This is a genomic window from Kribbella sp. NBC_00889 (assembly GCF_045207705.1).
Taxonomy (GTDB): Bacteria; Actinomycetota; Actinomycetes; order Propionibacteriales; family Kribbellaceae; genus Kribbella.
Window position 1 is genome coordinate 2661888 of the sequence record NZ_CP108783.1, and the last position, 25196, is coordinate 2687083.

The following is a 25196-nucleotide window of genomic DNA, read 5'->3' on the forward strand; positions in this document are numbered from 1 at the left end:
ATTGGTGGGAAATACATCCGCGTGAGTGCCTAGCATAATCGAATATGAGTAGTCAGAAGAGCAGATCTTTGCTGGGCTCAGGTTCGGTCGTCGGCGCGGCAGTGCTGTGGGGCACGGTCGGGCCGGCGCAGGTCCTGGCCAAAGCCCCGATCGGGCCGTCCGCCCTGGGCGGATGGCGGCTGCTGATCGGAGGCGTCGTACTCGGTGTGTTCTGTATGCCGCACCTCCGGAGGTTTCGCCTCCCAACGGTGCGACGGGCCTGGCGGACGATCTTGGTGTGCGCTGTGTCAACGGGTGTCTTTCAAGTGGCATTTCTCCACTCCGTGTCGCGAACAGGTGCTGCGTTGGCCACGGTCGTTGCCTTGGGTACCGCGCCGGCCGCCACCGGCGTTTGTGCCCGCTGGGTGACTGGCGAACGCATTCGCGCCAGCTGGTTGGTGAGCACTGTCGCGGCCGTCGGAGGTTGCGCGTTGCTGCTGGCGCCAGGTGGCGCCGGAGTGGACGCTGTGGGCCTACTGCTCGGCGGTGTGGCCGGCGCCTGCTACGGCCTGTACACGGTCTTCGCCAAGAAATTCGCCCTCGAGAACCCTGACGTGGATGCCCCGGCAGCCGCTGCGATCTCCTTGGTCGCAGGTGCGTTCATGCTGCTTCCCTGGATGGCCACGGACACGGCGGGACTGCCCGACCTGCGGTCCGTCACCTTGATCGCGTGGTTGGGCGTCGTCACCAGCGCCGCTGCGTACTGGATGTTCACGACCGGGTTGAATCACGTGAACGCCACAACGGCGGGCACACTGAGCCTCGTCGAACCACTTGCCGCCAGCGTTCTGGGCGTCCTGATCCTCGGTGAGCGTCTTTCGGCAACCGCGCTGGCCGGCTGTTTGATGCTGCTCGGCGGTCTGGTCGTCGTGTCGCTGCCATATCCCAGACGACTCCGGAACTTCGTCACCCCCGGGTCGGCTTTCGCAGGCGACCAAAGCGCCGGCCGGGCCGAGGGGGGTACATTGCCTCCCGCATCGACGTGTACAACCTGAGACATCCAGTCGTCCAACGCCGCCTCGAGTCTGTGCAGGGTGTCGGCATACCGAGGGTCCTCGGCCAGATCGGTCGTCTCATGGGGATCTGCTTGTACGTCGTACAGCTCGTGACGGGGCTTCCGTTCGGCGGTGACTCGGCGCTGCAGTGTGGACAAGCGTCGGGTGCTTGGCCCGCGGCGCGCTGGCGTGCCTCGTCGTTGACGGCTCGGCGCAGTTCTTTCCACGTCGGGAACTGGTCCGCGTAGTGCTGGTACTGGAACCCAGACCGGTCCGGGTGCCGGTGCCGGACGTAGCGGAAACGTGCGTCCCGGACGGTACGCGCCGAGTCGCGCTGCTCGTCCATCCGGTCGCGACCGCCGAAGGTGTACTCGCCTTGGATCAGATTCGCGCCCGCTGCGTCGAACAGGGCCGAGAACTGCAGGTGAGCAGGGACGTCGAGTCCGGCCATCCGCAGCATCGACGGAGCCAGGTCCGCGAGGTGTACGACGTCGTCGCGGACCTGGCCGGCGGCGATGCGTTCCGGCCAGCGGACGATGACCGGAACGCGAAGACCCGCCTCGGTGCCCAGCGCTTCGCTCGTGGGAAGCCTGCGCCATGGTCGCTCCAGAAGACGACGATGGTGTTGTCGGTGAGACCGTCGTCTTCGAGCTCGCGCAGTAGGCGCCCGACCCAGGCGTCCATGACCGAGATCAGATCGTGGTACCGGGCCCAGGCCGTCGCGAACACGTCGTTCTGGAGGTGGTACGGCGGGACGGGCGTCGAGCCGGGGCCGTGCCGGTGCTCATCGGGGAGCTCGCGAGTCACTTCGGCGAATCGCGCGTCGTCGACGTACAGCTGCGATTCGTGCGTCGTCATGCCGTGGAACATCGCGAAGAACGGCGTCTCGCCGGACGGGCGGCTCCGCCAGTGCGCAGTGGGCGAGCAATCGTCGAAGGCTATGCCGGGCACCGGTACCTGGAAATCGGTGAACACGTTGTTGGTTGCGTAGTAGCCGGCCATCCGGAAGTTCTCGCTCAGCAAGGTCGAGGCGGACCCCGGCGGCGGCGAGCGCGTCGAGGTTCGGCGTTCGCGCGACCTCGGCACCAGGCCAGACGCCGGTGTAGCACCCGAGGTGGGGGTTGATGTCGTGGGTCGAGATCCACAGGATGTTGGGCGGTGCGGCCGAGGTCATGCCGGTCACTTCCGGCCGGCCGGGACGACGGGGTTCCTGTCCGAGCTGCCCGTGAACCGTGCGAGCACGGAGGCCCGCTCGTCCTGCGCCGGCTGGTCGTTCGTCGCGGGCTCGTCGCCGACCGCGGCCTGCGCGGCGTACAGCTTGACCTTGAGCTCCTCGCGGATCTGCGCGTACGCGGGATCGTCGTAGACGTTGCGCAGTTCGTGAGGATCGGTGTCGAGGTCGAAGAGCTCCCACTCGGGCGGGTACTCGAAGACGCCGCTGCCCGCAAGTCCGTAGATTCCTCGTACATGAACCGCTTGTCGAACCATCCGTGGTCGCCGAGGAAGAAGCCCTGGTCGGACGAGTACACCATCAGCGTGTCGTCCAGCTCGCCGCGTTCGCGCAGCCAGTCCGTGAGCCGGCCGACGTTGTCGTCGATCGATGCCAGGCTGCACTGATGGCCCCGAGGCTGCTGAGGCCGGTCAATGGTTCGCGGCGAAACGGTGAGTCGTCACGGATGTTCGGTTTGAGCCCGATGGTGGTCTCGGCGAGCGCGTAGGCGTCACGGCTCATGCCGATCGCCGGGCTGAGACCGTTCAGCTGGTGGGCCTCGGTGAGGTGCACAGATACATGACCCTGATCGGTGTGCATGACCACGCCGGTGATCGCGTCTTTTGCCACCGCGGACTGCGACCGCCATCACGAGCGTGTTGTAGGCGAGTTCGGTGTAGTGGTGCTCGCCCAAGGCGAAGCCGACGATGCGCCGCGACGCCATGTGAAGCACCGAGTCCAAGAACAGCGTGCCCTCGGCGGTGAGGACCTCGGTGCCGTCGCCGTACCACTTGCGGCTCAGTTGACTGGCACCGAAGTCACGCCGGATCAGGTCCGGTGCCCGCCACCGGCCCCGCCCGGACGGGTGGTCTGCTTGCGGCGTCGTTTCCGCCGCGCCCTCAACCCGAGCTCCCGCATCAATTGCGCGACGGTGTTCTCACTGAGCCGCCAGCCCTCGTCGCGCAGGTCGGCAGTGATTCAGGGCGACCCGTAGGTCCGGTGATGCTTGGCGAACCACTGCCCGACCGCAATCTTGAGCTGTTCGCGTCGGGCATGCCGGGGCGAAGCGTCGCCGTACCTGATCACGTGGCGCCACTTGTAGAACCAGGCCTGGCTGACCCCCAGTGCCCGGCAACTCGTCGCGTGCGGCACCCGGTAGTCGTCCCTCTGGGTGACGATGAAGGCGGCCACGGCTGCCGGCCCATCGCATCCTTGACCCAGAGGGCCACCGAGCGCTTGAGGACATCACGCTCCATCGCCAGCTCCGCATTCTCCCGCCGCAACCTGGCCAGCTCGGCCCGCTCGTCCTCGCTCAACAGACCGTCACCACCGTAGGCCCGCTTGTCTCTGGCCACCCGGTTCGCCAGCGTGCCCGCGTTCACACCCAGCTCCCGGGCCACCTGCGCGACCGGCTTGCCGGTCTCCCGGACAATCCGAACCGCACGCTCCCGGAACTCCCGATCAAACTTCCTACGCACCTCAGCCATCACCCTCACCTCAAAGGGGATGTCTCCACGCTAAGACGGGAAACCCACCGCGACCTCGCCTCGCCGTTGTGCTGCCCTGAGATCGGACAGGAGGGTGTCGCGGCAGTTGTTGAGGTCGGTGAGCAGCGCGGTCACGGCCTCGTCCGGATTGCCGCCGCGGATGGCATCGAGGATCGCAGCGTGGCGGTCGGTCAGGGCCATGAGGTCGACGCCGGCGTGGGCGCGAACCTGTGCGATGCACAGTTGCGTCTCGCCCATCACGGTTTCGTGCATGCGGCGCAGGCGTTTGCTGCCGGTGGCGGCGACCAACGCTCGGTGCAGCGAGATGTCGGCCTCGGTGTGCTCGCCGTGCTGGTTGCGGTCGGCGGCCATTCGCATCAGAACCAACGAGCGGTCCGCGTCACCGGGCACCTCGGCGCGGCGCGCGAGCGTCACCACTGCCCGGGACTCGATCGGCTCCCGGGCGAAGTAGAGGTCACTGACATCATCGGCCGACAGCTGCGGCACGACGGCGGTACGGCGGGGGCCGCGGCGGAGAAGTCCTTCGTTCGTGAGTCGATCCAGGGCGGCCTTGGCGGTGGGCCGGGCGACAGTGAATCGATGTGCGACCCAGATCTCCGACAGCTTTTCACCCGGTGGGATCTCACTGGTGATGATCTGCTTGCGCAGTGCCGTGGTGAGCGAGTCGGTCAGCGAGGTGTTCTCGAGTTCGATACTCACTCGTGCCGCCTCCTTCAGCTTGTGCACCCGACTCGGGTCTCGGTCGGTATGCGCATCTTAGTTGACTGGACTCGCCGTTGCGGCGGAGCGAAGCCCGATGGTCAGTAGAAGGTTCGCGTACAGACGCTCTTCGCCGGTCGCGATCACCAGGCCGACATCGGGGGAGCGGACTATGTCGTAGAAGTCGAATCGGTCGACCTGCTCCATCGGCACGTCGTTCCCGAGGTGTTGGCGGTACTCCTCCTGCACGGATGCGTCCACTCCTTCGGCGGGGCGCATCACGACGGCGCCCTCGAAGTTCACGGCGGTTTGGATCAGCGGCAGGACGTCGGTCACCGTGAGCATGCCGGGTGCGAGATTGAGATGCACGAGACGGGCCAACGGATTGATCATCGTCAGGTAGGGATAGTTCCCGTCTGCGAGAAGGATCCGTGAACCGTGCCCGGCAACTGCCAGGGCCTCGAGGAGCGGTGGGTGGATGAGCTCGTGGTTGAGCATATGGATTTCTCTCCCTGATCAGCGGTCGTCTTGGGCGCGCGGGGATCCGTAGCCGTTCCAGCCCGGGATCGTGCCGTCGACGTCCCAGAGGTCCAGCCACGACTCCGATCCCTCCCAGAGGAACACCTGTCCCTTGATGAGGCGGTTGTTGCGTTCGACTCCGCGCATGTCCTCGATCTCGGCGGGCGTCAGCGGGTCGGACAGGACGGCGGCGATGTTCGCGGTGTACTGCTCCGGCTTGACAGAGAACGGGATGGGGATCTGACCGCGCGTGACGGCCCACTTCAGGCAGACGAGGGCCGGATGCACTCCATGGTTGCGTGCGATGCGACGGACGGTGGGGTGATCCACGTCAACCAGATCGTCTTCGCTGCGGTCGCGCTCGGGACGTGATGGCGAGCCCAAGGGGGAGTAGCCGATCGGCTGGACGCCGTGGTCAACGGCGTACCGGAACAAGTCCGGCTGCTGAAAGCACGGGTGGAGTTCCATCTCGATGAGAGCGGGAGCGATTCGAGCGTCCCGGAGGATGAGCGCGAGCTTCGGGATCGTCACGTTCGACGTGCCCAGGTGGCGCACCAGACCTGCGTCGACGAGGTTCTCGAGAGCGTGCCACATCTCCATGTACCGCTCGTGCACGTACGGCGTGGCCCGCGGGTCGCGCATCTCGGCCACCGCGTGCGGCGGGTGATGGTTGGGGAACGGCCAGTGCACGAACACGGCGTCGAGGTACTCCAGTCGAAGCCGTCGCAAGGACTCGTGGACAGAGCCCACTGCAGCCGCCGGGGCGTGCGCATCGTTCCAGACCTTCGACATGACGAAGAGGTCCTCGCGAGGTGCGACTTCCGCGATCGCGCTTTCCAGTACAACGCCGATCTCCGACTCGTTGCCGTAGACGGCGGCGCAGTCGATGAGGCGATAGCCGCTGCGGATTGCCCCCACGACTGCGGTAGCAATCTCGTCCGCGGAATAGCGGTCGGAGCCGAAGGTGCCCATTCCGATCAGGGGGATAGGTGCTCCGGATGCGAGCACCCGCGAGGGCACCAGACCAGGATCAACCTCGGTCGGCAGGAACGTCATGGCGTGAGTTCTCCTGGTAGAAGGTTGTCCCCGAAACTGCGCGCAAGGTGCACGTCGCGGCGCACGTCGTCGAGGTAGAAGAGGTAGCCGAAGATTCGGTCGACGCGAGCCATCTGGTACGGCCGATAGTGCTGACTCCAGAAGAAGCCGAGGGCTGTCCAGTGTTCGACTGCCTCGTCGAGCAGTTCGGCCGACCGTACGGCGCGCTCCGGCTCCCCGCGCTCCTCGGCACGGGCCAGTTCCAATGCTGCCTCGATCTTCGCCGCGTAGTACCTGCCCAGTGCAGCCGTGGCTCGGAGGTCGAGGATGGCGCAGGTGGCGAGCGGTTCTTGCCATTCCGGGTTGCGGTCCTCTGCCGCCGCTGCGAATTCTTCGGCCGCGCGTGACTCCTCGGTCAGTACTGCGATCACGTCGAGGGGAGTCTCTGCAGACGTTTCGCCGCGTCGTTCGGCCCGCGCGAACTCGCGGATGCCCAGCGTCCCGGCACCCGGCATGGGAGAGCTGTCGAGGAAGTCGAGCACGGTCCGAAGCCCGTGGTCGCGAGTCAGGCATCCTTCTGGATGCCACTGGAAGTCGAGGTCCCGCCAACACAGTCGATTGACCGCGGGGATGATTCTCGACGCGTGCCGGAGCCCTTCGTACAGGTTCGAAGCGTCGTCGCCGTAGTCGATTCGCGCCAAGCGTTCGAAGACCTCCGAAGCGGTGTCGGGATCATAGGCAAGCCGGCCCCACAGCTGGAACTGCAATCGGTGTCGTTCGAAATCCCAGCGCCAGGCCTTGTGGCCGTGGTCGACATGCTGGAAGTCACGGGCCCAGAGATACCCGTCCGCGCCCCAGTAGAAGCCGTGGACGTAGGTCTTCTCGACCATCCCGCGGACATACTCCCGAACGTATTCCACGTCACCCCAGCGGTGCGTGTGGACATCGTCGTTCCGCACGGTGAAGAGGAGCTGTGTCTCCTCGAGATCCACCCCGTCCCACGCGTGGAGCAAGTCCTCGAAGGCAGGACGGGGATGTGAGTAGCAGTGCGCGATCGAGTACTTCCAGCTGATGTAGAAGCGACTCGGGTCTATCCTCGGCTTCGCCAGCGCGATGATGTCGGCGGTGCTTTGCATGTTGGTGCGGTTCAGGAACTTCACCCGCCGCCCCGACCGCTCGATTCCCCGGAGGTAGGTGTCGACCACCCACTGCTCCTTCTCGCTGCCCGTCCCGCTCATGGCTTCGCTACCACTGGTGCCGATGCCGTCCAGTTCGGGATAGGTGATGAGGAGGCGATAGATCATCTCCTCGTAGTAGGCGGACACCTGTGGGGCGCGTTGCCTGGCGCGCGCGGCATCCCAGCGATTGATGGTCTCGGTGCCTTCGCTGCTGTTCGCCAAGGCGGCCGGCAGGCCGAGGCCACGAGCCACCGGTTCGGGCAGGTAGATGTTCCAGGTGAACAGATAGATGTCGATACCGCGATCGCGGGCGTGGCCGAACAGCGCGTGGAAGAACCTCTCGTGGTCGGCGATCTCCTTGTCGGTGAAAGGATTCGCGTCGCGGAATTCGGGAGAGCTCACCATCAGATGGAACGGGTGGAGCGACCACAAGCTCAGGCAGTTGTAGCGATTGCGGGCGAGCTCGTCGAGGTAGTCCCGCCAGAATTCGAGATCGAAACAGGTCTCCAGGTTCTGCTTGAACGGATCGCCGTTGGAGTAGGGCTCGTACGGCAGGTTGAACTTGACGCCGCGGACCGCGAGCGATGGCGATTTCGTCACCTCGAGTCCGTCATCGGCCCAGCTCTTCGCCCGGACGAGGTCGGCGACCTCGAGGCAGCCGTACAGGAGACCGCGGGGGTGGGCGGCTTCGATGACGATCCGGCTCCCGTCGCCGGCGATGGTGAAGGACTCGTCCGGGTACGTCGGGCCTGGCCGGCCGTCGGCTCCGGCGATGAACGCGTCGACCTCGTCGTACGAGCCGGCTGCTCGTACGACGATCACCGGCGTGAGACGTGGGTCGTTGCGGAGCACCGGCGAAGGACCGACGACATCGTGGCCGGCTGTCTGGAGAGCCTGGCGGACCTCTGCGAGGCCGAAGTCCACAAGGGGTGACCGCACTTCGCTGACGAGATACACGGTGCTCATCGGCCCCCCAGTCCGCTCAGCCGCACGCCTTCGACGAATGTCCGTTGTGCGAGGAAGAAGACGATGAGGATCGGGAGCAGGGAGATGATCCCGACCGCCATCATCAGGTTGTACTGCGTCTCGTACTGGCCTTTGAACAAGCTGAGGCCGAGGGCGAGCGTGAAGTTGTTCTGCGTCCGCAGATAGATGAGCGGTGTGAGGAAGTTGTTCCAGTTGCCGACGAAGCTGAAGATGGCGACGGCCGCGATCGCTGGCTTGGACATCGGCAGGAAGATCGACCAGAGGGTGCGAAGGTGACCGGCGCCGTCGATGGCGGCAGCGTCGGTGATCTCCTGTGGGATGGACCGGAAGAACTGGCGCAGCAGGAAGATGAAGAAGGCGTAGCCGAACCAGGCCGGCAGGAACAGCGGCCAGTAGGTGTTCACCATGTTCAACTTGCTGAACATGATGAACGTCGGCACCAGCGTCACCTCGGCGGGGATCGCCATGGTTGCGACCATGAGGGCGAACATCGCGGATCGGGTGCGGGCCCGAAGGCGGGCGAACGCGTACGCGGGTAGCACGCACGACACCAGGTTCCCGATCACCGACAGGCCGGTGATGATGATCGAGTTGATGAGGAACGTGGTGAACGGCAGCGAGGTCCACGCCGTGGGATAGTTGTCGAACTGCGGCGTGGCCGGCAGCAACTTGGGCGGGTAGGCGAGCACTTCCTGTGCAGTTTTCAGGGAGGTTGTCAACATCCACAGGAACGGGATGACGAAGACCGCGGTGCCGGCGATCAGCAGGATGTAGGTGCTCGTCTTCCGGACTCGCGCGACGGAGGTCTGGCTGGTGGTGCGGGGCTGGCGTTGCACCGGCCGGGTCTGGCTGGGCGGCGTCGCTGTCAAGGTCATGGTGGAGCTCCGATCCATGGTCGGGTCAGGCGTCGTAGTGCACCCAGCGGCGAGCGAGAACGAACTGCAGGGCGGTCGCAACGCCGATGAGGGCGAACATCGCCCACGACAGGGCGGCCGCATAGCCCATGTCGAAGTATTCGAACGCCTGACGGTAGATGTAGAGACCCAGCATCAGAGTCGCGTTGTTCGGTCCGCCCTCAGTCATGACCAGGACCAGCGTGTAGGCCTGCAAGCTGGCGATGAGACTCGTGACGACGTTGAAGAAGATGACCGGGGACATCATCGGAACGGTGACGTTCCAGAACCGGTCCCACCATCCGGCGCCGTCGATGCGGGCAGCTTCGTAGAGCGTGGGGGAGATGCTTTGGAGACCGGCCAGGTAGATCACGATGGTGTTGCCCGCGCCCCACACCGACATGAGGATGAGGCCCGGGATCGCCCAGTGCTCGTCGACCAGCCAGCCCGGTCCCTCGATGCCGAAGAACCTCAGGAAGCTGTTGATCAGGCCTGAGTCTGGTTGCAGGATGTTGACCCACAGGATAGCTGTGGCGACGCCGGCCACGACAGAAGGCAGGTAGAAGACAGTGCGGAAGAACCCGAGGCCGCGCACCTTCTGGTTGAGCAAGATCGCGAGCAGGAAACTCGTGACCACCCCGAGGCAGACTGAGCCCGCGCCGAAGTAGATCGTGTTGACGATCGACTTGTAGAACAGCGGATCTGCGAACATCTTGCGGTAGTTCGCCAGGCCCGCCCAGCTCGGCGTGGAGAGCAGCGACCAGTGGGCGAAGCTCAACAGGAGTGCGGCAACGACCGGGCCGCCACCGAACAGGATGAAGCCGAGGATCCACGGAGACGCGAAGCCGTAGAACGCTCGCTCCTCGCGGCGCGCCAGTTTGCTGGTGCGCCGGTTCCGTCGAGTCCTCGTCTCGAGTGCGGGTGCAGCCTGTGCCATACCGATTCTCGTCTCAGCCCGCGACGTTCTTCTTCAGGAGCGGCTGGATCATCGCCGCGATCTTCTTGCACGCGTCGGAGACGCCGAGCGACTTTCCCATCACCTGATCCCAGATCGGGGTCGCCGCATTGGTGATCTGCGGGGTCGCCGGACCGAACACGACGCCCTTGCTGGTCGCATAGGTGTTGAGCGCGCGGTAGATGGCGTCGGCGCCCTCCGGCGCAGCCTCCGACTTGAGATATGCCGGCCATGCCGACTTCCTCGTCATGTTGCCCTTGCCCGTGCTGGCGAACATGAACACCTGGCCCGACGTCGAGAGATACTCGTTGAGGTAGATCCAGGCCGCGTCTTTGTTCCCGCTCTTGGTGGTGATCGAGTAGGCGCTGCCGACAGCGGCCGTGGAGTGGCCCTTCGGGCCGGCCGGCCAGTCGGCGATGCCCCACTCGAAGTTCGCCTGCTCGCGCAGCGATGGGGCTCCCCAGGATCCGTCCACCTTCATGGCGGCCCGGCCGAGGGTGAAGGCGTCGGCCTGCGACAACCCCTGCAACTCCGACGGAGAGGGGAACACACCCTTCTGCAGGTACATGTCCACCCACCACTCCACTGCGGCGATCGACTCGGGCTGGTCCAGGAGGACCTGCGACTCGTCGTCGCTCAGATAGTGGCCACCAAGTGGAGCCAGGCGCACCGGGTCCCAGAACGTGTCCGCGGGGGTAACCGGCAGGGACAGGCCGAAGATCTTGGAGCCGCCCTGGCCGCTGGTCGTCGCAAGGACCGCGTTGCGCAGGTCGTCGAACCTCCAGCTCGCACTCGGCAGGTCGACGCCCGCCTTCGAGAAAATACTCTTGTTGTAGTAGATCATGACGGGTCCGCAGTCGTACGGCACCGAATACTGCTTTCCGTCGCGCTTGTAATACCCGGTCGACACGTCTGCGAAATCCGAGGGATTGAAGCCGGGCTCGGCGGAGATGTAGTCGTTGAGCGCCAGGAACGCACCCGAACCGATGAAGTTCTGCGCGAAGCCGAACCCGTTGTACATGACGTCCGGCAGGCTGCCGCCCGCGGCCTGGCTCGAGTACTTCTTCAAGTAGTCGGCTGAACTGTCACCGGCGTTCTCGGCCACGATCTTGATGTTCGGATGGCGCTTCTGGAAGAAGTAGTCGAACTGCTGCTGACGTACGAAGTCCGCCGGCGACCACGAATGCGCCACCGTGATGGTCACCGATGACTTCGGGTCGGCCACGGCCGACTTCCCCCAATCGAAGCTGTCGTTGAGCTTCTGGGCGCCTGTGGCAGGGTAGAGCTTGGACTCGACCAACGAGGTCGTGGTCGGGCTCGACGACGAACACGCTGCGAGGGCGCTCGCCCCGGTGGCTGCAAACGCGGTTGCACCCGCCGCCCGCAAGAACGTGCGCCGGCTCAATCCCGCTTTTGCAGGAATGCTTGGTACATGCATCATTCCTCCTCAATGACAATGTCGAACCGTGTTCATGCCGAGGCTGAGAGGCGTCAGTTGCTCGCTGTACCTGATGTGCGGATCTTCAGCTCCGGGCCGCGTACGTCGAGAAGCGCGGTCCGGCCGAGCGCACGGACGGCATAAAGCCGGCCGGGTTCCGCTGGGAATGCAGTACGTACGCCGGTGTCCGCCTCGGCGACGAGTTCGGTAGGTGTCCACTCGTCCGGGCGTTCCATGGTGTCCATACCGGTGATGTCCTGGTACTCCGCTCCGAGCAGCACGGACTCCGATGACCCGCGGGCCAGAACCGCCACCCCGACCGAGACCGTTGAGCTGACCTCGTCCCACGAGGCGTCCACCGTGGAGATCCGCGTCGGCTCAGCGGCCGCTTCTACGTTGGTCAGCTTGATGACGACCGGGTTGGGCCATTTCTTGTCGTTGTACAGCCGCTGGGCGTTCAGAGCCGAGACCACGAGCCCCGCCTCCGTCTGCTCCCAACGCGGTGTCGCGTCGAGCTCCGGCCGGTACTCCATCAGCTGTCCGCTCTGCCCCAGGATGGACACCTCGGTGAGTTCGGTGGCCTTGATCGATCGAAGGACGAACTCCCGCCGTTCGCCCCACTTCCAGCGCTCGCCGGTGACAACGACGTACACGGTCTTGGCGTCCTTCGATGCCGTGAACCAGAGCTCGCCTTCATTCGTGACGACCCATGGGCGGGTGGCGTAGATCGCCTCCCGGTTGACGAACATCCACAGTCCGAGCTCTTGGAGCCGTGCCTCCTGCTCGACCGGAATCGTTCCGTCCGGCTTCGGGCCGATGTTGAGCAACAGGTTGCCGCCTTTGGCCCTGGTCTCGATCAGGATCTCGATCAAACGGGTTCCGGACTTGTAGGTCTCGTTCGTCGGCTTGTAGGTCCACTGCGTGCCCATGGTGAGGTTGGACTCCCAGGCACCGTCGATCGGCTGACCCGGGATGTACTGCTCGGGGGTAGGCAGCGCGCCGCGAGTCACCACGACACCGGGGTCCGTGGCCCACGCATGTTCGCGTAGCCCTTCGGCCTCGCCGTCGAAGAAGACCAGATCAACCGGGCCGAATTCGGTGAGCAGTTCGGTGATCTGGGCCGTTGCCAGCTCCATCAGCCCTGGATTCGCGGCCGGTTGCACGCTCGGAATCGACCGCTGGATCGGCATGTCGTGCTCCCAGAGCCACGCGAAGTCGTCCGGTGAGAAGTAGACGCCGGCGGCGATTCCGTGCTCCCGGAAGGCATCGAGGATCTCTGCGGTCGTGTCCCTGCCGAACGGGGTGTTGCCCACATGGCGCTCGGTCGTGGCGGTGCGGAACATGCAGAACCCGTTGTGGTGCTTGGTGGTGAACACCACGTACCGGATGCCCGCGAGGTCGGCGAGCTCGGCCCATTCCGTGGGGTCGAAGCGCCGTGGACGGAAGCGCCGCGGGAGTTCGTCGTAGTACCTCTCGACAAAATCCTGGGACGCGCCGACGAGCGGATGGCTCACGTCCGAGCCGAGCTGCGTATCGACGCTCCAGTGGATGAACAGCCCGAGCCCGAGGTCGCGGAACCACTCGACGCGATCAGCTGCGTTGCCCTCGGCACTGGCATTCGCCACGGGATTGGACTCGATCAACACCAGATACTCCTCGTCGAAGCTGTCGTTTGCGACTGCACATCCGACTCACCAGTCAGCTTGTCAGGCAAATTAGCACGTAACGTTTCGCCCTGTCTACGATCAGATCTGCGGGAGATTTCGCGGCGCTCGGTCGCGTCATGTACTTACCTGGAGCCGCCGAAGCGATACGATTCATGCTCCTGATCGGCAGCCTGGGCGGATGAGAGGAGGGGGATGGCCACCTACAAGGACATCCAGCGCGAGACGGGTCTGTCTCTTGCCACAATCTCGAAGTACTTCAACGGCCGAACCGTGCTCGAGTCGAATCGCGTTGCCATCGAGGCTGCCGCTGCCGCGCTCGACTTCCGGCCCAATGCGATGGCCCGGGGCTTACGGTCGAGGCGATCGGGAACCATCGGCGTCGTCCTGCCGGCGCTCAACAACGACTTCCATCTGACGATCATCGCCGGAGTCGAAGCTGCCCTCAGATCCGCCGGCATCAACGTCATCGTTGCCGCCAGCCCGTCTGGCCAGGAGGATACGGTGGGACTGCTGCTGAGCCAGATGGTGGACGGCATCATTGCCGTGCCGTCCGCTCACGACATCGAGCCCCTCCGCACGGCAATGCTGCGGGTGCCGGTGGTGCTGATCGACTGGGCGGCCGACGAACTCCATACCGATGGGGTCTTCCTCGACAATGCTGGTGCGGGCGCGATGGCTGCGCGCCTCCTGCTGGATCACGGGCATCGGCGCATCGCGATCGTGACCGGGCATCCCTCGGTCTCCACCATGCGCCTGCGAGCATCGGGCTTCACCGAGCGGCTCGCGGAGGCCGGCGTTGTCCTGTCTCCGGAGTACGAGGCGCGCGGTCCACTGGTCGTCCGTACCGGACATGATTCGATCAGCGGTTTCCTTGCCATGCGCGAGCGGCCCACTGCAATCTTCTGCGCCAACTACGAGCTCACGCTCGGTGCCCTGATCGCGATCAACGAGTCGGGCCTTCGGCTGGGACGCGACATCTCGCTCGTGGGCTTTGACGGCGCGGAGCTCGCTCAGGCCACGGTGCCGCGCCTCACCGTCATCGCCCAGCCCACCCAGGACATCGCGACGAGCGCCGCCGATCTGCTGCGCCGACGACTCGATGGCTCCGGCCACCCTCTACCGCGGTCGCCCGTTGTGCGATTCCTCCCCGCCCAACTCGTACCGGGCGGCTCAGTCGAACGAGTGAACGACTGAGCGCAGATCCCCGTTCACCGTACGCCTGCAGACGTCCTGCAGTTCGTGCCTGTTCACAACCGCGGCACTGGTGTGATGGCAATTGTTAGTGACATGTCCGAACTCACCGACCTGGATCTAGGCCTGACCCGCTTTGACGGACATCCGAGATCGGGCAGGGGGGTCGAGGCGGATGCTGGCGGCGTGGTGGGTGCGGACGATCGCGGTGGCCCAGTTGGGGAGGCTGAGGACGTGTTGGCCGGCTTTGGATTTGGTGGTCGTGCGGATGAGGCCCTCGCCTTTGATTCGGGCGATGGTGTGGGTGATGTGGACGGTGCCGGTTTCGAGGTCGACTTGGGATCACAGGACGGCCATGGCCTCGCCGATGCGGACGCCGGTGACGAGCATGAAGGCGACGAGGTCGGGGAGCTCGCCTTGGACGGCGTAGTCGTCTGTGGCGACGTGTTCTGTGCGGAGGGACCTCTTCGCCGGTGAGGGCTCGGGGTGGGTTCCTGGTTGGGGCTCCGATGGTGTCGACTTCGCGGACGGGGTTGATGGAGATTGCGCCGTAGCCGATGGCGAGGTTCATGGCGCCGGAGATGATCGCGCGGCAGGTCTTGGCGGTCGAGGTGCCGGCGTTGGTCTTGATCTTGTCGATGACGGTGTCGAGGCGCGGCGGGGGAAGTGGCAAGGACGCGAAGCGATGTGACGTGACGCACAGTCACGATCAAGTGGTGGCGCGGGCGGATGGCCATTCTCGGCCTTCGGCAGGCTCGCGCCGTCATGGCATGGGCAAAGAGGTGAGTAGAGCTGACCTCAGACATGAAGAAGCACAGACCACCTGCGTGACCTGGGCTGTTGTGCGCCGCCAGGGACTCGAACCCCGAGCCCGCTGATTTCCAACTGAGGTTGGTCACCGTTTGTCGTTGATGAGCGAAAGCTCTTACTGGCAAGGGATTCGGGGATGCTGTGGTGCACATCGGTTCTCATCGCTGACCGTCCTCTCGCGCTGATTGAGGTGCGTAAAGGGGGTGCGTTCCTGGCCATTCGATGCCGGGGGACAACGCCGAACTGGCGCTCCTCGACCGTCACTTGCCGTGATGGTCCTGCGCTCTCCGGGTTCCGATACGGAACCGGAGGCCGATCGTGTTCCAAGCATCTCGGGCGTTGCAGGTGTCCCAGTTTTTCGATCGGTCGCGCGCGTGGTCGGACTGCCGTACACAGCGTGAATCGCTACCTGGCCGAACGTGCGGTGACCTTGGGCTTCGTCCCCGACGGTCGGCACGCGGCGCGGGCCTTCGGAGCGGACGTGTCTCGTGCTGCGCACCACCGCCTTCGGCAATGTCGCCAGGCAACGCCGCTGGTCGGGGCCCGGGGCTGGGCGATGACGACCGGCCGGCTGCCCGCGCCGGAAGGACCGATGCGGACAGCGGCGGGTACGGTCGAGACGTTGGTTGCCTACGGCGTCAGTCGGTTGCGAGGCCTGCGGTTCCACTCGTGGCGGTGCCTGAGGTGTCCTGCAGGGGCGTCAGGCTACCGTTGTGCGATACGGCGTCCGACGCGATGTCGCCGTTGCCGAGGCGAACCTGGAGGGTCGTATTGTCCGGGCTGAGCGCGGCGTCAGTGCCACCGCCGGTTGTGCGAGCGGCGACAGCCGCCAGCAAGGAGAGGCGTCCGTCCGTGCCGATGCGGTAAGACGAGATCGTGGAGCTGGCCGCGTTGACCGTGAAGGCGTATCGGCCGTCGCGAGTGGTAACGAGCCAGCAGGCGGCAGCCTGGGTGTCGCTCACGGACGGGCTGATCGTGCGTAGCCCGCCGAAGCGGACGGCGTACGACGAAACCGCGCTCGGTCCCGCCTCGGAGACGATCGCGTGACCGCGCCGGTCGAAGCCGAAGCCGTACGGCGTCGAGCCAGCGGATCGATTCGGAACGGCAGGCCCGGTGTACCGGCCGTGGACCGCGAAGGTATCGATCGTCTGGTCGCCCTTGTGCGTGACCAGAAGGTGACGTCCGTTCGGGGTGAAGGAAACCTGCGCAGCTGCCGCGTCTGCACCGCCGGCGGTCTTGCTGAGCTGCCTGGTCGAACGCGGAAGCGCACTCAAGTGACCGTCCGGACCGAGGCGAAGACCACTGATGGTTCCGCTACCCTGGTTGAGGACGTACACGGTGCTTCCGTGGACCGTGACGCTCACGGGCCGGTCGCCGCCCGTCGGCTCGACGTCCCGCTTCACGAGGCCTCGCCGGGTGATCGCCAGGGTCGAGATCGTGTCGTCGCCGGCGTTCACCACGAACAACAGGCCGCCTTCACGGACCAGCGCGTTCTGTGATGCCAAAGACGCTCCGAGCCCCAGCCCGCCGGTAGCGACGGCGCTGCCCGGGCGCAGCTGCCCGTCACGCAGCCGATCGAAGATCTGGATCGCGTTGCCGGCGGGCGAGTTGGTCGCCTCGTAGACATGCCCAACGACCTGCGCGCCGGTGGTTGGTGTCGGCGCCTGGGCGTTGGCGATACCGGCGCTGCCGGTGGCGGCAGCCGCGACCGCAAGCAGTGGCGAAAGGGAACGGACGAACGGATTGCGCATGGTGATTCCTCCGACAGGAAAGGGATGAACGCGATCGACAGTAGATCCGGAATTGCCGGCTTCTACCGGATCCGCCGATCGGTAAGCCAGCCGTTAGTGCCGAGCACACGCTCAGTCCTGCTTCGCGACATGGGGACCGGTGCATTAGGTTGAACACGCATTTCGGCTCGGGGGAGCGCCTGGCCTGAAGTGTTCTTCAGGGGCTTCTGCTGGGATGCGTGCGGATCGGATCAGGCTGTCAGCCGTGGTCGTGTGGTGAGAATGTTCAGTGCGAGGGGGCCCACGACCTCGCTGATTTCCGCATCAGTCAGCCCGGCCGCACGGGCGGTCTTCAAAGCCACCTCATCGACGGCACCCCGGCTGCGGGCGATGGCGTCGGAGTGGGTCAGCAGGGCGGCGGAGTGCGGGTCGGACGACCTCGGGGTGCCGCGCAGGCTTCGTTTCAGCTCGCCCAACAGCTTCGCAGCCCCGGTTGCCCGCATCCTCGAGCTCGATCTGGGGATTGTCGACATCGATAGGTCCTTCCTGGCGTGTTGGTCGATGAGAAGTTGTGCGCCAATGCGCGACGCGCTTCTCATCGGTGCTGTGAAATTCGCTGCCATCGTCGAGCCAAGCGGGTGTCGGTTCTGATCGCATCCGTGTCCCCCTAGGGCATCGCCGAGTCGGTCCGAGGTGCGGAAGCGATCGGCCGGGGGAGGCTCGGGTGTTCCCCGATGCGAGGCGCCCGGCCGGTCTCCAGTCTTGGGACGTACTGCTCGTCCCTCCTGATGTGTAAAGGCCGAAATCATCATGCAAAGCGTCGAGAACTCACTGCGGGTAGACATCCTGGTCGTTGGTTTCGGCAAGGGTGGTAAGGCTGTCGCGGGTGTCATGGCGCGGCTCGGCAAGCGGGTCGTCGTCGTCGAGCGGTCCGACCAGATGTACGGCGGAACCTGCCCGAACGTCGGCTGCGTACCGACGAAGGCGCTCGTGCACGAGTCCAACAATCGCCGGCCGTCGGACGTGCCCCAGGAGTGGTACGAGCGCGCCGTCGGCGAGGTGAACGAGATCACGACGCTGTTCCGCAAAGGCAACTTCGATGGCGTGAACGGGCTGGAGACGGCCACCGTGCTCACTGGGCACGCGGAGTTCACCGACGAGCACACCGTTCGGGTGGACACCGCCGTGGGTCCGGTCGCCGTTACGGCGGCGCACATCCTGATCAACACCGGGTCCACGCCTGTCATCCCGGACATCCCGGGTCTGCGGGACAGCAAGTATCTGGTGACCAGCACGGACCTGATTCACCGAACCGAGTTGCCCACGCGGCTCGCCGTCGTCGGCGGCGGTTACCTCGGGATCGAGTTCGCCGCCATCTACCGCCGGTTCGGTGCAGAGGTCACGCTCTTCGAGACTACATCGGCGATCTTCGACCGCGAGGACGACGACATCGCCGCGGTGGCCGAAAAGATTCTTGTCGACGAGGGCATCCAGATCGTGACCGGCGCGAACGTGACCGAGGTTCGCGACGGACCGGCCGAGGCCACAGTTCTGTACATGCACGACGGCCGCGAACACTCGCTGACGGCGGACGCCGTACTGGCCGCGGCCGGTCGGACTCCGGCGACCGAGGGACTCGGTCTGGCGGCCGCGGGAGTCCGCACGACGGCGCGAGGCGCAGTCGAGGTCGACGAGTACCTGCGCACGAGCCAGAGGCACATATTTGCTCTCGGCGATGTCAACGGCGGGCCCCAGTTCACCTATATCTCCCTGGACGACAGCAGGATCGTCCTGGACCAACTCGTTGGCGAGGGCAAACGAATGACGACCGACCGGGTCGCCGTACCGCGGACCTTGTTCATGAGTCCGCCGTTGGCGAACGTCGGACTCACCGAGAAGGAGGCCCGTGACGCGGGGTACCGGATCAAGGTCGCCGGCCAGCCGGTGGCGGACATCATCTCGATGCCGCGCGCGTACGTGGTCCACGAGACCCGGGGAGTGATGAAGTTCGTCATCGATCTCGAGACCGACGAGATCCTCGGGGCCACGCTGCTCAGCGTCGACGCCCAGGAACTGGTCAACGTTGTCGCACTGGCGATGCGCAACGGCATCAGGGCGAGTCAACTGCGCGACGCCGTCTACACCCACCCTTCCTCGACCGAAGCGTTCAACGACGTCATCGGCGCCGTCATACGCACCGACGAGGGCTAGACCCGAACAGACCAAGAAGCGGAGAAACACCATGGAGCAAGGCATGCAGGCCTCCGGCCACCTGTACATCCAGACGAACGAGGTCAGGAACTTCGTCATCCACTACGCCCGGGCCGGCGACGGGACGATCAGCGAGGTGGAGCGAATCCCCACCGGAGGCGCCGGATCCGGCGTCTACAAGCCGATCAGCGGTCAGGAGAGCGCGCCGAACGCGTTCGAGGCCGCGGGCAGCGTGATCCTGACCGATGACCGGCGCTTCCTGTTCGCGACCAACGGCGGCGACAACTCGGTGTCGAGCTTCGGGGTCAGCGAGGACGGCAAGCTCACCCTGATCGACGTCAAGCGGACCGGCAACATCGTGACCGGCCGCAGCGGTACGGCGAAGTCGCTGGCCTACCTGCCGGCCAGCGGCACGTTGTTCGTACTGCACTCGTTCGGTCCGGACCACGTCCGGCTCATGACGGTCGATGCCGACGGCAAGCTGAAGGCCCGCTCCGAGGGCTACACCATCAACACGCCGGACAAGCCGCTGCGCGTGTCCACCATGGTCGTACTCTCGCCGGACGAGAGGTTTCTCGTCGTCGGCACCACCTTCGACGAGCCGGCCAAGGCGAACCCGGACGGATCGCCGATCCTGTGGGCCGACCAGCCCGACGGTTCGAAGAAGTCGGTCGCGTCCAACGCACCGGACCCGGACGGTCTCATCGTGTTCGCGGTGCGGCAGGACGGCGCGCTGGGTGAGGGCCTGTTCCAGGACGGTGGCGGTGGCTCCCCGTTCTACCCCGCGTTCCTGCACCACCGGCCCGACCAGTTCCTCATCGGCTACGCGGTGGCCGACGGCGTCGCGCTGGCAACGCTGGGCGAAGATGGCCGGATCGGTACTGGCCCGGTCGTGAAGATCGACACCAGCGCCGGCCTGCCGTCCGAGCTGTGCTGGCTGGCCGTCTCGCCGGACGACCAGTGGGTGTTCGCGACGAACTTCGGCTACAGCAACATCAGCAGCTTCCGCATCGACGGTGACGTGGTCTCGCTGGTGCACGACTCGGCCTGCCCCAAGGTGCCCGGCGACGGGACGTTCCGGGCGCTGAACGGAACCGTCAGCAGCGGACCCAGCGACAACCTGATCACTCCGGACGGCAGCTACCTGTACCAGATCTACGCCAACGCCTCGAAGCTGATCGGGTACTCCGTCCAGCCGGACGGCTCCCTCAGCGAGGTGACCAGCGCGGAGATCCCGTACAACAGCCCGCAGGGCCTCGCCGGGTTCTGACGAGATGACCGAGGGTGGTCCCGGGGAGCCGCGCATCGAGACCTGGGTGTCGTCGATGATGCTGAGTCCCCGGGAGATCGAGAAGCTGCCGATCTACCAGGTCGCCGAGCTGGCCCGCCGGCGCAAGGAGCGCGGCCTGAAGCTGAACTTCCCCGAGTCGATCGCGCTGATCACCGAAGCGCTACTCGAGGCGGCTCGGGACGGGAGGTCGGTCGCCGAGGTGACAGAGCTGGGCAAGCAGGTGCTCTCCCGGGACGACGTGATGCCGGGGGTGCCTGAGATGGTCAATGTGGTTCAGGTCGAGGCGACGTTCCGAACCGGGACCCAGCTCGTGGCCGTTGCCAACCCGATTCCATAGGGGACGAAATGATTCCAGGCGAGTGGCTGCTGTCCGACGAGCCGATAGAGATCAATACCGGCCGGCGCGGTGTGCGTCTGTCGGTGCGTAACACCGGTGACCGGCCGATCCAGGTCGGCTCGCACTACCACTTCTTCGAGATCAACCGGGCGCTGGACTTCGACCGGGCCGCGGCACTGGGAATGCGGCTCGACGTGCCGTCGGGCCAGTCGCTCCGCTTCGAGCCGGGCGACGAACGCGAGGTCGGCCTGGTCGAGTTCGGAGGCTCCCGCCGGGTAGTCGGGTTCAGCGCACTGCTCGACGGCGCCGCGTCCAATCCGCGTTCACGGGCCCGGGCGCTGGCGCGGGCCCGCGAACGCGGGTTCTCCGGAGCGAAGGAGCAGTCGTGACGACGGTCTCGAGAAGGCAGTACGCCTCGCTGTACGGTCCGACCGTGGGCGACCGGTTCCGGCTGGCCGACACCGAGTTGTTCGCCCGGGTGGAACGCAGCCTGATCCTTCCTGGTGAAGAGGCGATCTACGGCGGTGGGAAGTCGATCCGCGACGGTATGGCGCAGGTGCCGGGCCTGCGCAACGCCGACGGGGCGCTGGACCTGGTGATCACGTCGGTCATCGTGATGGATGCCGTGATCGGAATCGTGAAGGCCGACATCGGCGTCAAGGACGGGCGGATCGTCGGGGTTGGCCAGGCCGGGAACCCGTACGTGCAGGACGGCGTGTCTGCCGGCCTGCTGATCGGTCCCGGTACCGAGGTGATCTCCGGCGAAGGCCTGGTGGCGACCGCCGGCGCGATCGACTCTCACGTGCACTTCCTGACACCTGCGCAGATCCCGCACGCTGTGTCCAGCGGGATCACGACGATGCTCGGCGGGGGCACCGGTCCCGCCGACGGTTCCAAGGGAACGACGTGCACGCCCGGTCCGTGGAACATGGCGCGGATGCTGGAGGCGACCGCGTCCCTGCCGGTCAACGTGGGTTTCATGGGCAAGGGCAACAGCAGCCGCCCGGACAGTCTGCGGGAGCAGGTCGAGGCGGGCGCGTGCGGGCTCAAGGTGCACGAGGACTGGGGCGCCACGCCGGCCACGTTGGACTGTGCGCTGACGGTGGCCGACGAGTATGACGTACAAGTCGCTCTGCACGCCGACACCCTCAACGAGAGCGGCTACTTGGGGGACACCCTCGACGCGATCGACGGCCGGACGATCCACAGCTACCACACGGAGGGCGCGGGCGGGGGACATGCGCCGGACATGATGGCGATCGCGTCGCTGCCCAACGTGCTGCCTTCGTCGACCAATCCGACCCGTCCGTACACGACCGACACCACCGACAACCTGTTCTACATGACGATCGTGACGCACCACCTCAACCCGGACAATCCCGAGGACGTCGCGTTCGCCCAATCCCGGATTCGCGCCGAGACCGAGGCGGCAGAAGACGTGCTGCACGACATGGGTGTGCTCAGCATGTACTCGTCGGATTCGCAGGCGATGGGCCGCGTCGGGGACACGGTGTCGACCTGCTGGCGTACCGCGGACAAGATGAAGAAGGTGACCGGGAGCCTGCCCGGGGAGACCTCCGGCGACGACAACCAGCGCATCCTGCGGTACCTCGCGAAGCTGACGATCAACCCGGCGATCGCGCATGGGATCGGACACGTGGTCGGATCACTGGAACCGGGCAAGCTGGCCGACATCGTGCTGTGGCCGACGAACACGTTCGGGGTCAAACCGAAGTACGTGATCAAGGGCGGCATGGTGGCCTGGTCGGTGATGGGCGACGCGAACGCGTCCATCCCGACGCCGGAGCCCGTGCTGCTGCAACCGATGTTCGCCGGGCTGGGAAAGGCGGCCGCTCGTACGTCGGTGACGTTCGTGTCGCAGGCGGCGGCAGAGGCACAGGTGATGGAACGACTCGGCGTCGACCGCTCGACCGAAGCGGTCCGCGGCTGCCGCACCGTCGGAAAGGCGCAGATGGTGCGGAACGACCTGACCCCGGACATCGCGATCGACACGGAGACGTACCAGGTGACGGTGGACGGTCGACCGGCTGTCGTGCCTGCATCGGACGAGGTCTCGCTGTCCCAGCTCTACTACATCGCCTGATGTCCGGTCACCCGCCGGAGGCCGAACGGCTGGGCGGCGTCCTGTCCGTGCTGCAGTTGAGCGACTCGGCGTTCCCGAGTGGTCGCTACACACTGTCGTACGGCTTGGAGACCCTGGCGCAGTCCGGTCGACTCACGATACCGAGCGACCCGGCGGTCCTGTCGGCGCTGCTCCGGGACCACGTTCGGCTGTCAGTCGGCCCGTCGGAAGGCGTGGGGCTGGCCTGTGCGCATCGCGCGACGACCGGTCCGGACTCGCTGGATCTGGACCGGGTCAGCCGCGCCGACGAGCGATTGACCGCCGTGAAGCTGTCGCGGGAAGCGCGGGAGACCTCGACTCGTACGGGGCGAGCGCTGCTGCGCGTCGCGACCTCGACGTTCGGCACCGGAGCGCTTGCGCTGTATGCGCGCGAGGTCGCGGCCCGACGCTCACCGGGTAACCACGCGGTGGTGCTCGGCGTGCTCAGCGCATCGCTCGGCGTACCACGTCTGGAGTCTGTGGCCGGCGAACTCTTCGCGTTCGCGGCGGGCTGGGTCGCGGCCGCGGTGAGGCTGGCCGTGACCGAGCACGGAACGGCCCAGGCTGTGCTGCACGACGTACGACCGGATCTGGCCGCTGCGGCGCGGGACGCCGTCGACAAGGACGTTTCCGACCTCACCAGCTGCACACCGCTGCTGGACGTGATGGCGATGCGGCACGAAGAGACCGAGCTTCGGCTGTTCGCCAGCTAGCTAAGGAGAAGGTGGCTCCATGGAGGCACACGCGCACGGCCACGAACACGGACACGACCACAACCATGAGCCGGCCTCCCGGTTCGCCGAGGTCCGGGCACCGGGGATCCCGCGGATCGGCATCGGTGGCCCGGTCGGCTCCGGCAAGACGGCGCTGATCGAGGCATTGGTCCCGCTGCTTATCGCCGCCGGCCACCGGCCGCTGGTCGTCACCAACGACATCTTCACCAGTGAGGACGCTCTGCACGTACGACGCACCCTGGCGGGTGTGCTGGCGCCCGAACGAGTGGTCGGCGTCGAGACCGGTTCATGCCCGCACACCGCGGTACGGGATGACCCGAGCATGAATCTCGACGCGGTCGCCGAGCTGACCGATCGCTTCGCCGACGCCGACGTCGTGCTGGTCGAGTCCGGTGGCGACAACCTGACGCTGACGTTCAGTGCGGCGCTGGCCGACTACTTCGTGTTCGTGATCGATGTCGCGCAGGGCGACAAGATCCCGCGCAAGCGTGGTCCCGGCGTGACGCACTCGGATCTGCTGGTCATCAACAAGACGGACCTGGCCGAGCTCGTCCGGTCCGACCTGTCGGTGATGGACAGGGATGCCGAAGCTGTGCGTGACGGGCGTCCGTTCGTCTTCACCAACTGCTTCACCGGCGACGGTCTGGACGAGATCGCCGGCCGCGTCGGTGCGGTGATCACTCGGTTCACTCCGGTCACCAACCCGACATGACCGGACGGGACGACCTGGCATGGTGCACCCCCGCGGTGTTGCCCCAGGAGGTGCTCGCCTTCGGTGCGGAGGTGAAGGACGCGCTGGGCGTCGGCGCCGCGGGAAAACTCGGCGTACTGGACCTGGCACTGGCGCCGCGGGCAGGTTGCACCAGGGTCGTCCGGCAGTACCAGCGCTCACCGCTGTACGCCTACCGGCCGATCTATCTGGACCCGGTGCGGCCGGACATGGCCTTCGTTTTCCTGCAGCAGCAAGGTGACGGCTTCGTCCAGGGGGACCGGTACCGGGTGGACGTCGACTGTTCGCCCGGTTCTGCCGTCCACCTCACGACTCAGGCCGCCACGAAGGTCTTCAGGGCCCGGGACAACTTCGCGACTCAGCTGGTGAACCTCCACGTCGGCGCCGGCGGCGTACTCGAGTATCTGCCCGACCCTGTCATCCCGTTCCGCGGGTCGCGGCTGTACCAGCGGACCTGCCTCACCGTGGCCCAGGACGCCACGGTGATCCTCGGGGAGATCCTCCTGCCGGGCCGGACGGCGCACAACGAGGCACACGTGTACGACGTGTACTGGGCCGACACCGAAGTTCGTGACGTGGACGGCGCCTTGTTGTTCGCCGACACGCTGCGGCTGCGGCCCGGTCAGATCGACGACCCGACGTCACCGGGCGTGCTCGGTGGCTTCGACGTCCTGGCGAGCCTGTACGTGATCTGCGCCAGCACATCAGCATCCGACCTCGTCGCGCTTCTTCGAGACGCGCTCGCCGACGTACCGGAGGTCCTGGCGGGAGTGACCGAGCTGCCCGCTGGCCGCGGCGCCGCCGTACGCGTTCTCGGCCACACGTCCAGGGCGGTTCAGGCCGCTGTGCACGCCGCGTGGGACCGGGCGCGCACTGAGGTGCTCGGCGCACCAGCTCCCAACCTCCGCAAGGGATGA

General features: G+C 66.0%; 24 protein-coding genes and 4 pseudogenes. 11 read left to right on the top strand and 17 right to left on the bottom strand.

The features are described from left to right. Positions 1 to 44 precede the first annotated feature (44 nt). Positions 45 to 1034, top strand: coding sequence for a DMT family transporter (locus OG817_RS12805; RefSeq protein ID WP_406054374.1), 990 nt, complete (start codon positions 45 to 47; stop codon positions 1032 to 1034). Here the strand turns inward: OG817_RS12805 and OG817_RS12810 are convergent. The 15 genes and pseudogenes from OG817_RS12810 to OG817_RS12880 all read right to left on the bottom strand — a co-directional run bounded on the left by OG817_RS12810 (position 946) and on the right by OG817_RS12880 (position 13102). Then, positions 946 to 1749 carry a sulfatase/phosphatase domain-containing protein gene (locus OG817_RS12810; RefSeq protein ID WP_406057424.1) on the bottom strand — a complete coding sequence of 268 codons (804 nt, stop codon included), beginning with the start codon at positions 1747 to 1749 and terminating at the stop codon, positions 946 to 948. The genes OG817_RS12805 and OG817_RS12810 overlap by 89 nt on opposite strands. Beyond that, positions 1632 to 2036 (bottom strand): annotated as a pseudogene (locus OG817_RS12815) (sulfatase-like hydrolase/transferase); the annotation flags it as partial. The gene OG817_RS12810 and the pseudogene OG817_RS12815, both read right to left, overlap by 118 nt. 177 nt (positions 2037 to 2213) lie before the next feature. Further along, on the bottom strand, positions 2214 to 2522 hold the full coding sequence (locus OG817_RS12820; protein WP_406054376.1) for a sulfatase/phosphatase domain-containing protein: 309 nt from the start codon (positions 2520 to 2522) through the stop codon (positions 2214 to 2216). A gap of 65 nt (positions 2523 to 2587) precedes the next feature. Continuing rightward, positions 2588 to 2680: pseudogene (locus OG817_RS12825) on the bottom strand (hypothetical protein); the annotation flags it as partial. 392 nt (positions 2681 to 3072) lie between these two features. Continuing rightward, complete coding sequence (locus OG817_RS12830) at positions 3073 to 3222, bottom strand: transposase (protein ID WP_406057426.1); 150 nt, start codon at positions 3220 to 3222, stop codon at positions 3073 to 3075. Continuing rightward, positions 3223 to 3435 carry a hypothetical protein gene (locus OG817_RS12835; RefSeq protein ID WP_406057679.1) on the bottom strand — a complete coding sequence of 71 codons (213 nt, stop codon included), beginning with the start codon at positions 3433 to 3435 and terminating at the stop codon, positions 3223 to 3225. A 77-nt stretch (positions 3436 to 3512) separates the two neighbouring features. Beyond that, a pseudogene (locus tag OG817_RS12840) lies at positions 3513 to 3731 on the bottom strand (transposase); the annotation flags it as partial. A 30-nt stretch (positions 3732 to 3761) separates the two neighbouring features. Then, the gene (locus OG817_RS12845; protein WP_406054378.1) at positions 3762 to 4451 is read right to left on the bottom strand and encodes a GntR family transcriptional regulator; all 690 of its coding nucleotides are present in this window, start codon (positions 4449 to 4451) and stop codon (positions 3762 to 3764) included. Between the two features lie 57 nt (positions 4452 to 4508). Beyond that, positions 4509 to 4949: an RbsD/FucU family protein gene (locus OG817_RS12850; RefSeq protein ID WP_406054380.1), complete on the bottom strand. Its 441-nt coding sequence runs from the start codon at positions 4947 to 4949 to the stop codon at positions 4509 to 4511. 18 nt (positions 4950 to 4967) lie between these two features. Beyond that, the gene (locus OG817_RS12855) at positions 4968 to 6026 is read right to left on the bottom strand and encodes an aldo/keto reductase family protein (RefSeq protein ID WP_406054382.1); all 1059 of its coding nucleotides are present in this window, start codon (positions 6024 to 6026) and stop codon (positions 4968 to 4970) included. Continuing rightward, entirely contained in the window at positions 6023 to 8149 is a 2127-nt protein-coding gene (locus OG817_RS12860) for a hypothetical protein (RefSeq protein ID WP_406054384.1), read from the bottom strand. Before OG817_RS12860 ends, OG817_RS12855 begins: the two co-directional genes overlap by 4 nt. Further along, positions 8146 to 9045, bottom strand: coding sequence for a carbohydrate ABC transporter permease (locus OG817_RS12865; RefSeq protein WP_406054386.1), 900 nt, complete (start codon positions 9043 to 9045; stop codon positions 8146 to 8148). The genes OG817_RS12860 and OG817_RS12865 overlap by 4 nt, the downstream gene beginning before the upstream one ends. Positions 9046 to 9070: 25 nt before the next feature. Beyond that, the gene (locus tag OG817_RS12870; protein ID WP_406054388.1) at positions 9071 to 10000 is read right to left on the bottom strand and encodes a carbohydrate ABC transporter permease; all 930 of its coding nucleotides are present in this window, start codon (positions 9998 to 10000) and stop codon (positions 9071 to 9073) included. A 13-nt stretch (positions 10001 to 10013) separates the two neighbouring features. Next, positions 10014 to 11243, bottom strand: coding sequence for an ABC transporter substrate-binding protein (locus OG817_RS12875; RefSeq protein ID WP_406054390.1), 1230 nt, complete (start codon positions 11241 to 11243; stop codon positions 10014 to 10016). Positions 11244 to 11509: 266 nt separating this feature from the next. Beyond that, the gene (locus OG817_RS12880; protein ID WP_406054392.1) at positions 11510 to 13102 is read right to left on the bottom strand and encodes an alpha-L-fucosidase; all 1593 of its coding nucleotides are present in this window, start codon (positions 13100 to 13102) and stop codon (positions 11510 to 11512) included. 213 nt (positions 13103 to 13315) lie between these two features. Between OG817_RS12880 and OG817_RS12885 the strand changes: the two genes are divergently transcribed. Further along, positions 13316 to 14317 (top strand): LacI family DNA-binding transcriptional regulator, encoded by a 1002-nt coding sequence (locus OG817_RS12885; RefSeq protein ID WP_406054394.1) that lies wholly within the window; start codon positions 13316 to 13318, stop codon positions 14315 to 14317. A 93-nt stretch (positions 14318 to 14410) separates the two neighbouring features. Next, positions 14411 to 14791, top strand: coding sequence for a hypothetical protein (locus tag OG817_RS12890; RefSeq protein ID WP_406054396.1), 381 nt, complete (start codon positions 14411 to 14413; stop codon positions 14789 to 14791). A 971-nt stretch (positions 14792 to 15762) separates the two neighbouring features. Here OG817_RS12890 and OG817_RS12895 read toward each other — a convergent pair. Together OG817_RS12895 and OG817_RS12900 are read right to left on the bottom strand one after the other, a co-directional pair. Then, positions 15763 to 16875 carry a lactonase family protein gene (locus tag OG817_RS12895; protein ID WP_406054398.1) on the bottom strand — a complete coding sequence of 371 codons (1113 nt, stop codon included), beginning with the start codon at positions 16873 to 16875 and terminating at the stop codon, positions 15763 to 15765. 230 nt (positions 16876 to 17105) lie between these two features. After that, on the bottom strand, positions 17106 to 17357 hold the full coding sequence (locus OG817_RS12900; protein WP_406054400.1) for a hypothetical protein: 252 nt from the start codon (positions 17355 to 17357) through the stop codon (positions 17106 to 17108). Positions 17358 to 17664: 307 nt separating this feature from the next. Here OG817_RS12900 and OG817_RS12905 point away from each other — a divergent pair, with 307 nt between their 5' ends. From OG817_RS12905 to OG817_RS12940, 8 genes and pseudogenes are all read left to right on the top strand, one after another. Then, the gene (locus OG817_RS12905; RefSeq protein ID WP_406054402.1) at positions 17665 to 19065 is read left to right on the top strand and encodes an FAD-dependent oxidoreductase; all 1401 of its coding nucleotides are present in this window, start codon (positions 17665 to 17667) and stop codon (positions 19063 to 19065) included. Between the two features lie 31 nt (positions 19066 to 19096). Continuing rightward, positions 19097 to 20335, top strand: a complete 1239-nt coding sequence (locus OG817_RS12910) for a hypothetical protein (protein WP_406054404.1) — start codon at positions 19097 to 19099, stop codon at positions 20333 to 20335. Between the two features lie 55 nt (positions 20336 to 20390). Next, positions 20391 to 20693, top strand: coding sequence for an urease subunit gamma (locus OG817_RS12915; protein ID WP_406057428.1), 303 nt, complete (start codon positions 20391 to 20393; stop codon positions 20691 to 20693). Positions 20694 to 20701: 8 nt separating this feature from the next. Continuing rightward, positions 20702 to 20998, top strand: a pseudogene (gene ureB, locus OG817_RS12920) (urease subunit beta); the annotation flags it as partial. 80 nt (positions 20999 to 21078) lie between these two features. Then, complete coding sequence (gene ureC, locus OG817_RS12925) at positions 21079 to 22797, top strand: urease subunit alpha (protein WP_406054406.1); 1719 nt, start codon at positions 21079 to 21081, stop codon at positions 22795 to 22797. Continuing rightward, positions 22797 to 23528, top strand: a complete 732-nt coding sequence (locus OG817_RS12930) for an urease accessory protein UreF (RefSeq protein ID WP_406054408.1) — start codon at positions 22797 to 22799, stop codon at positions 23526 to 23528. Before ureC ends, OG817_RS12930 begins: the two co-directional genes overlap by 1 nt. Positions 23529 to 23547: 19 nt before the next feature. Next, a complete protein-coding gene (ureG, locus tag OG817_RS12935) occupies positions 23548 to 24261 on the top strand; it encodes an urease accessory protein UreG (protein ID WP_406054410.1) in 714 nt (237 codons plus the stop codon). Next, positions 24258 to 25196: an urease accessory protein UreD gene (locus OG817_RS12940; protein ID WP_406054412.1), complete on the top strand. Its 939-nt coding sequence runs from the start codon at positions 24258 to 24260 to the stop codon at positions 25194 to 25196. Before ureG ends, OG817_RS12940 begins: the two co-directional genes overlap by 4 nt.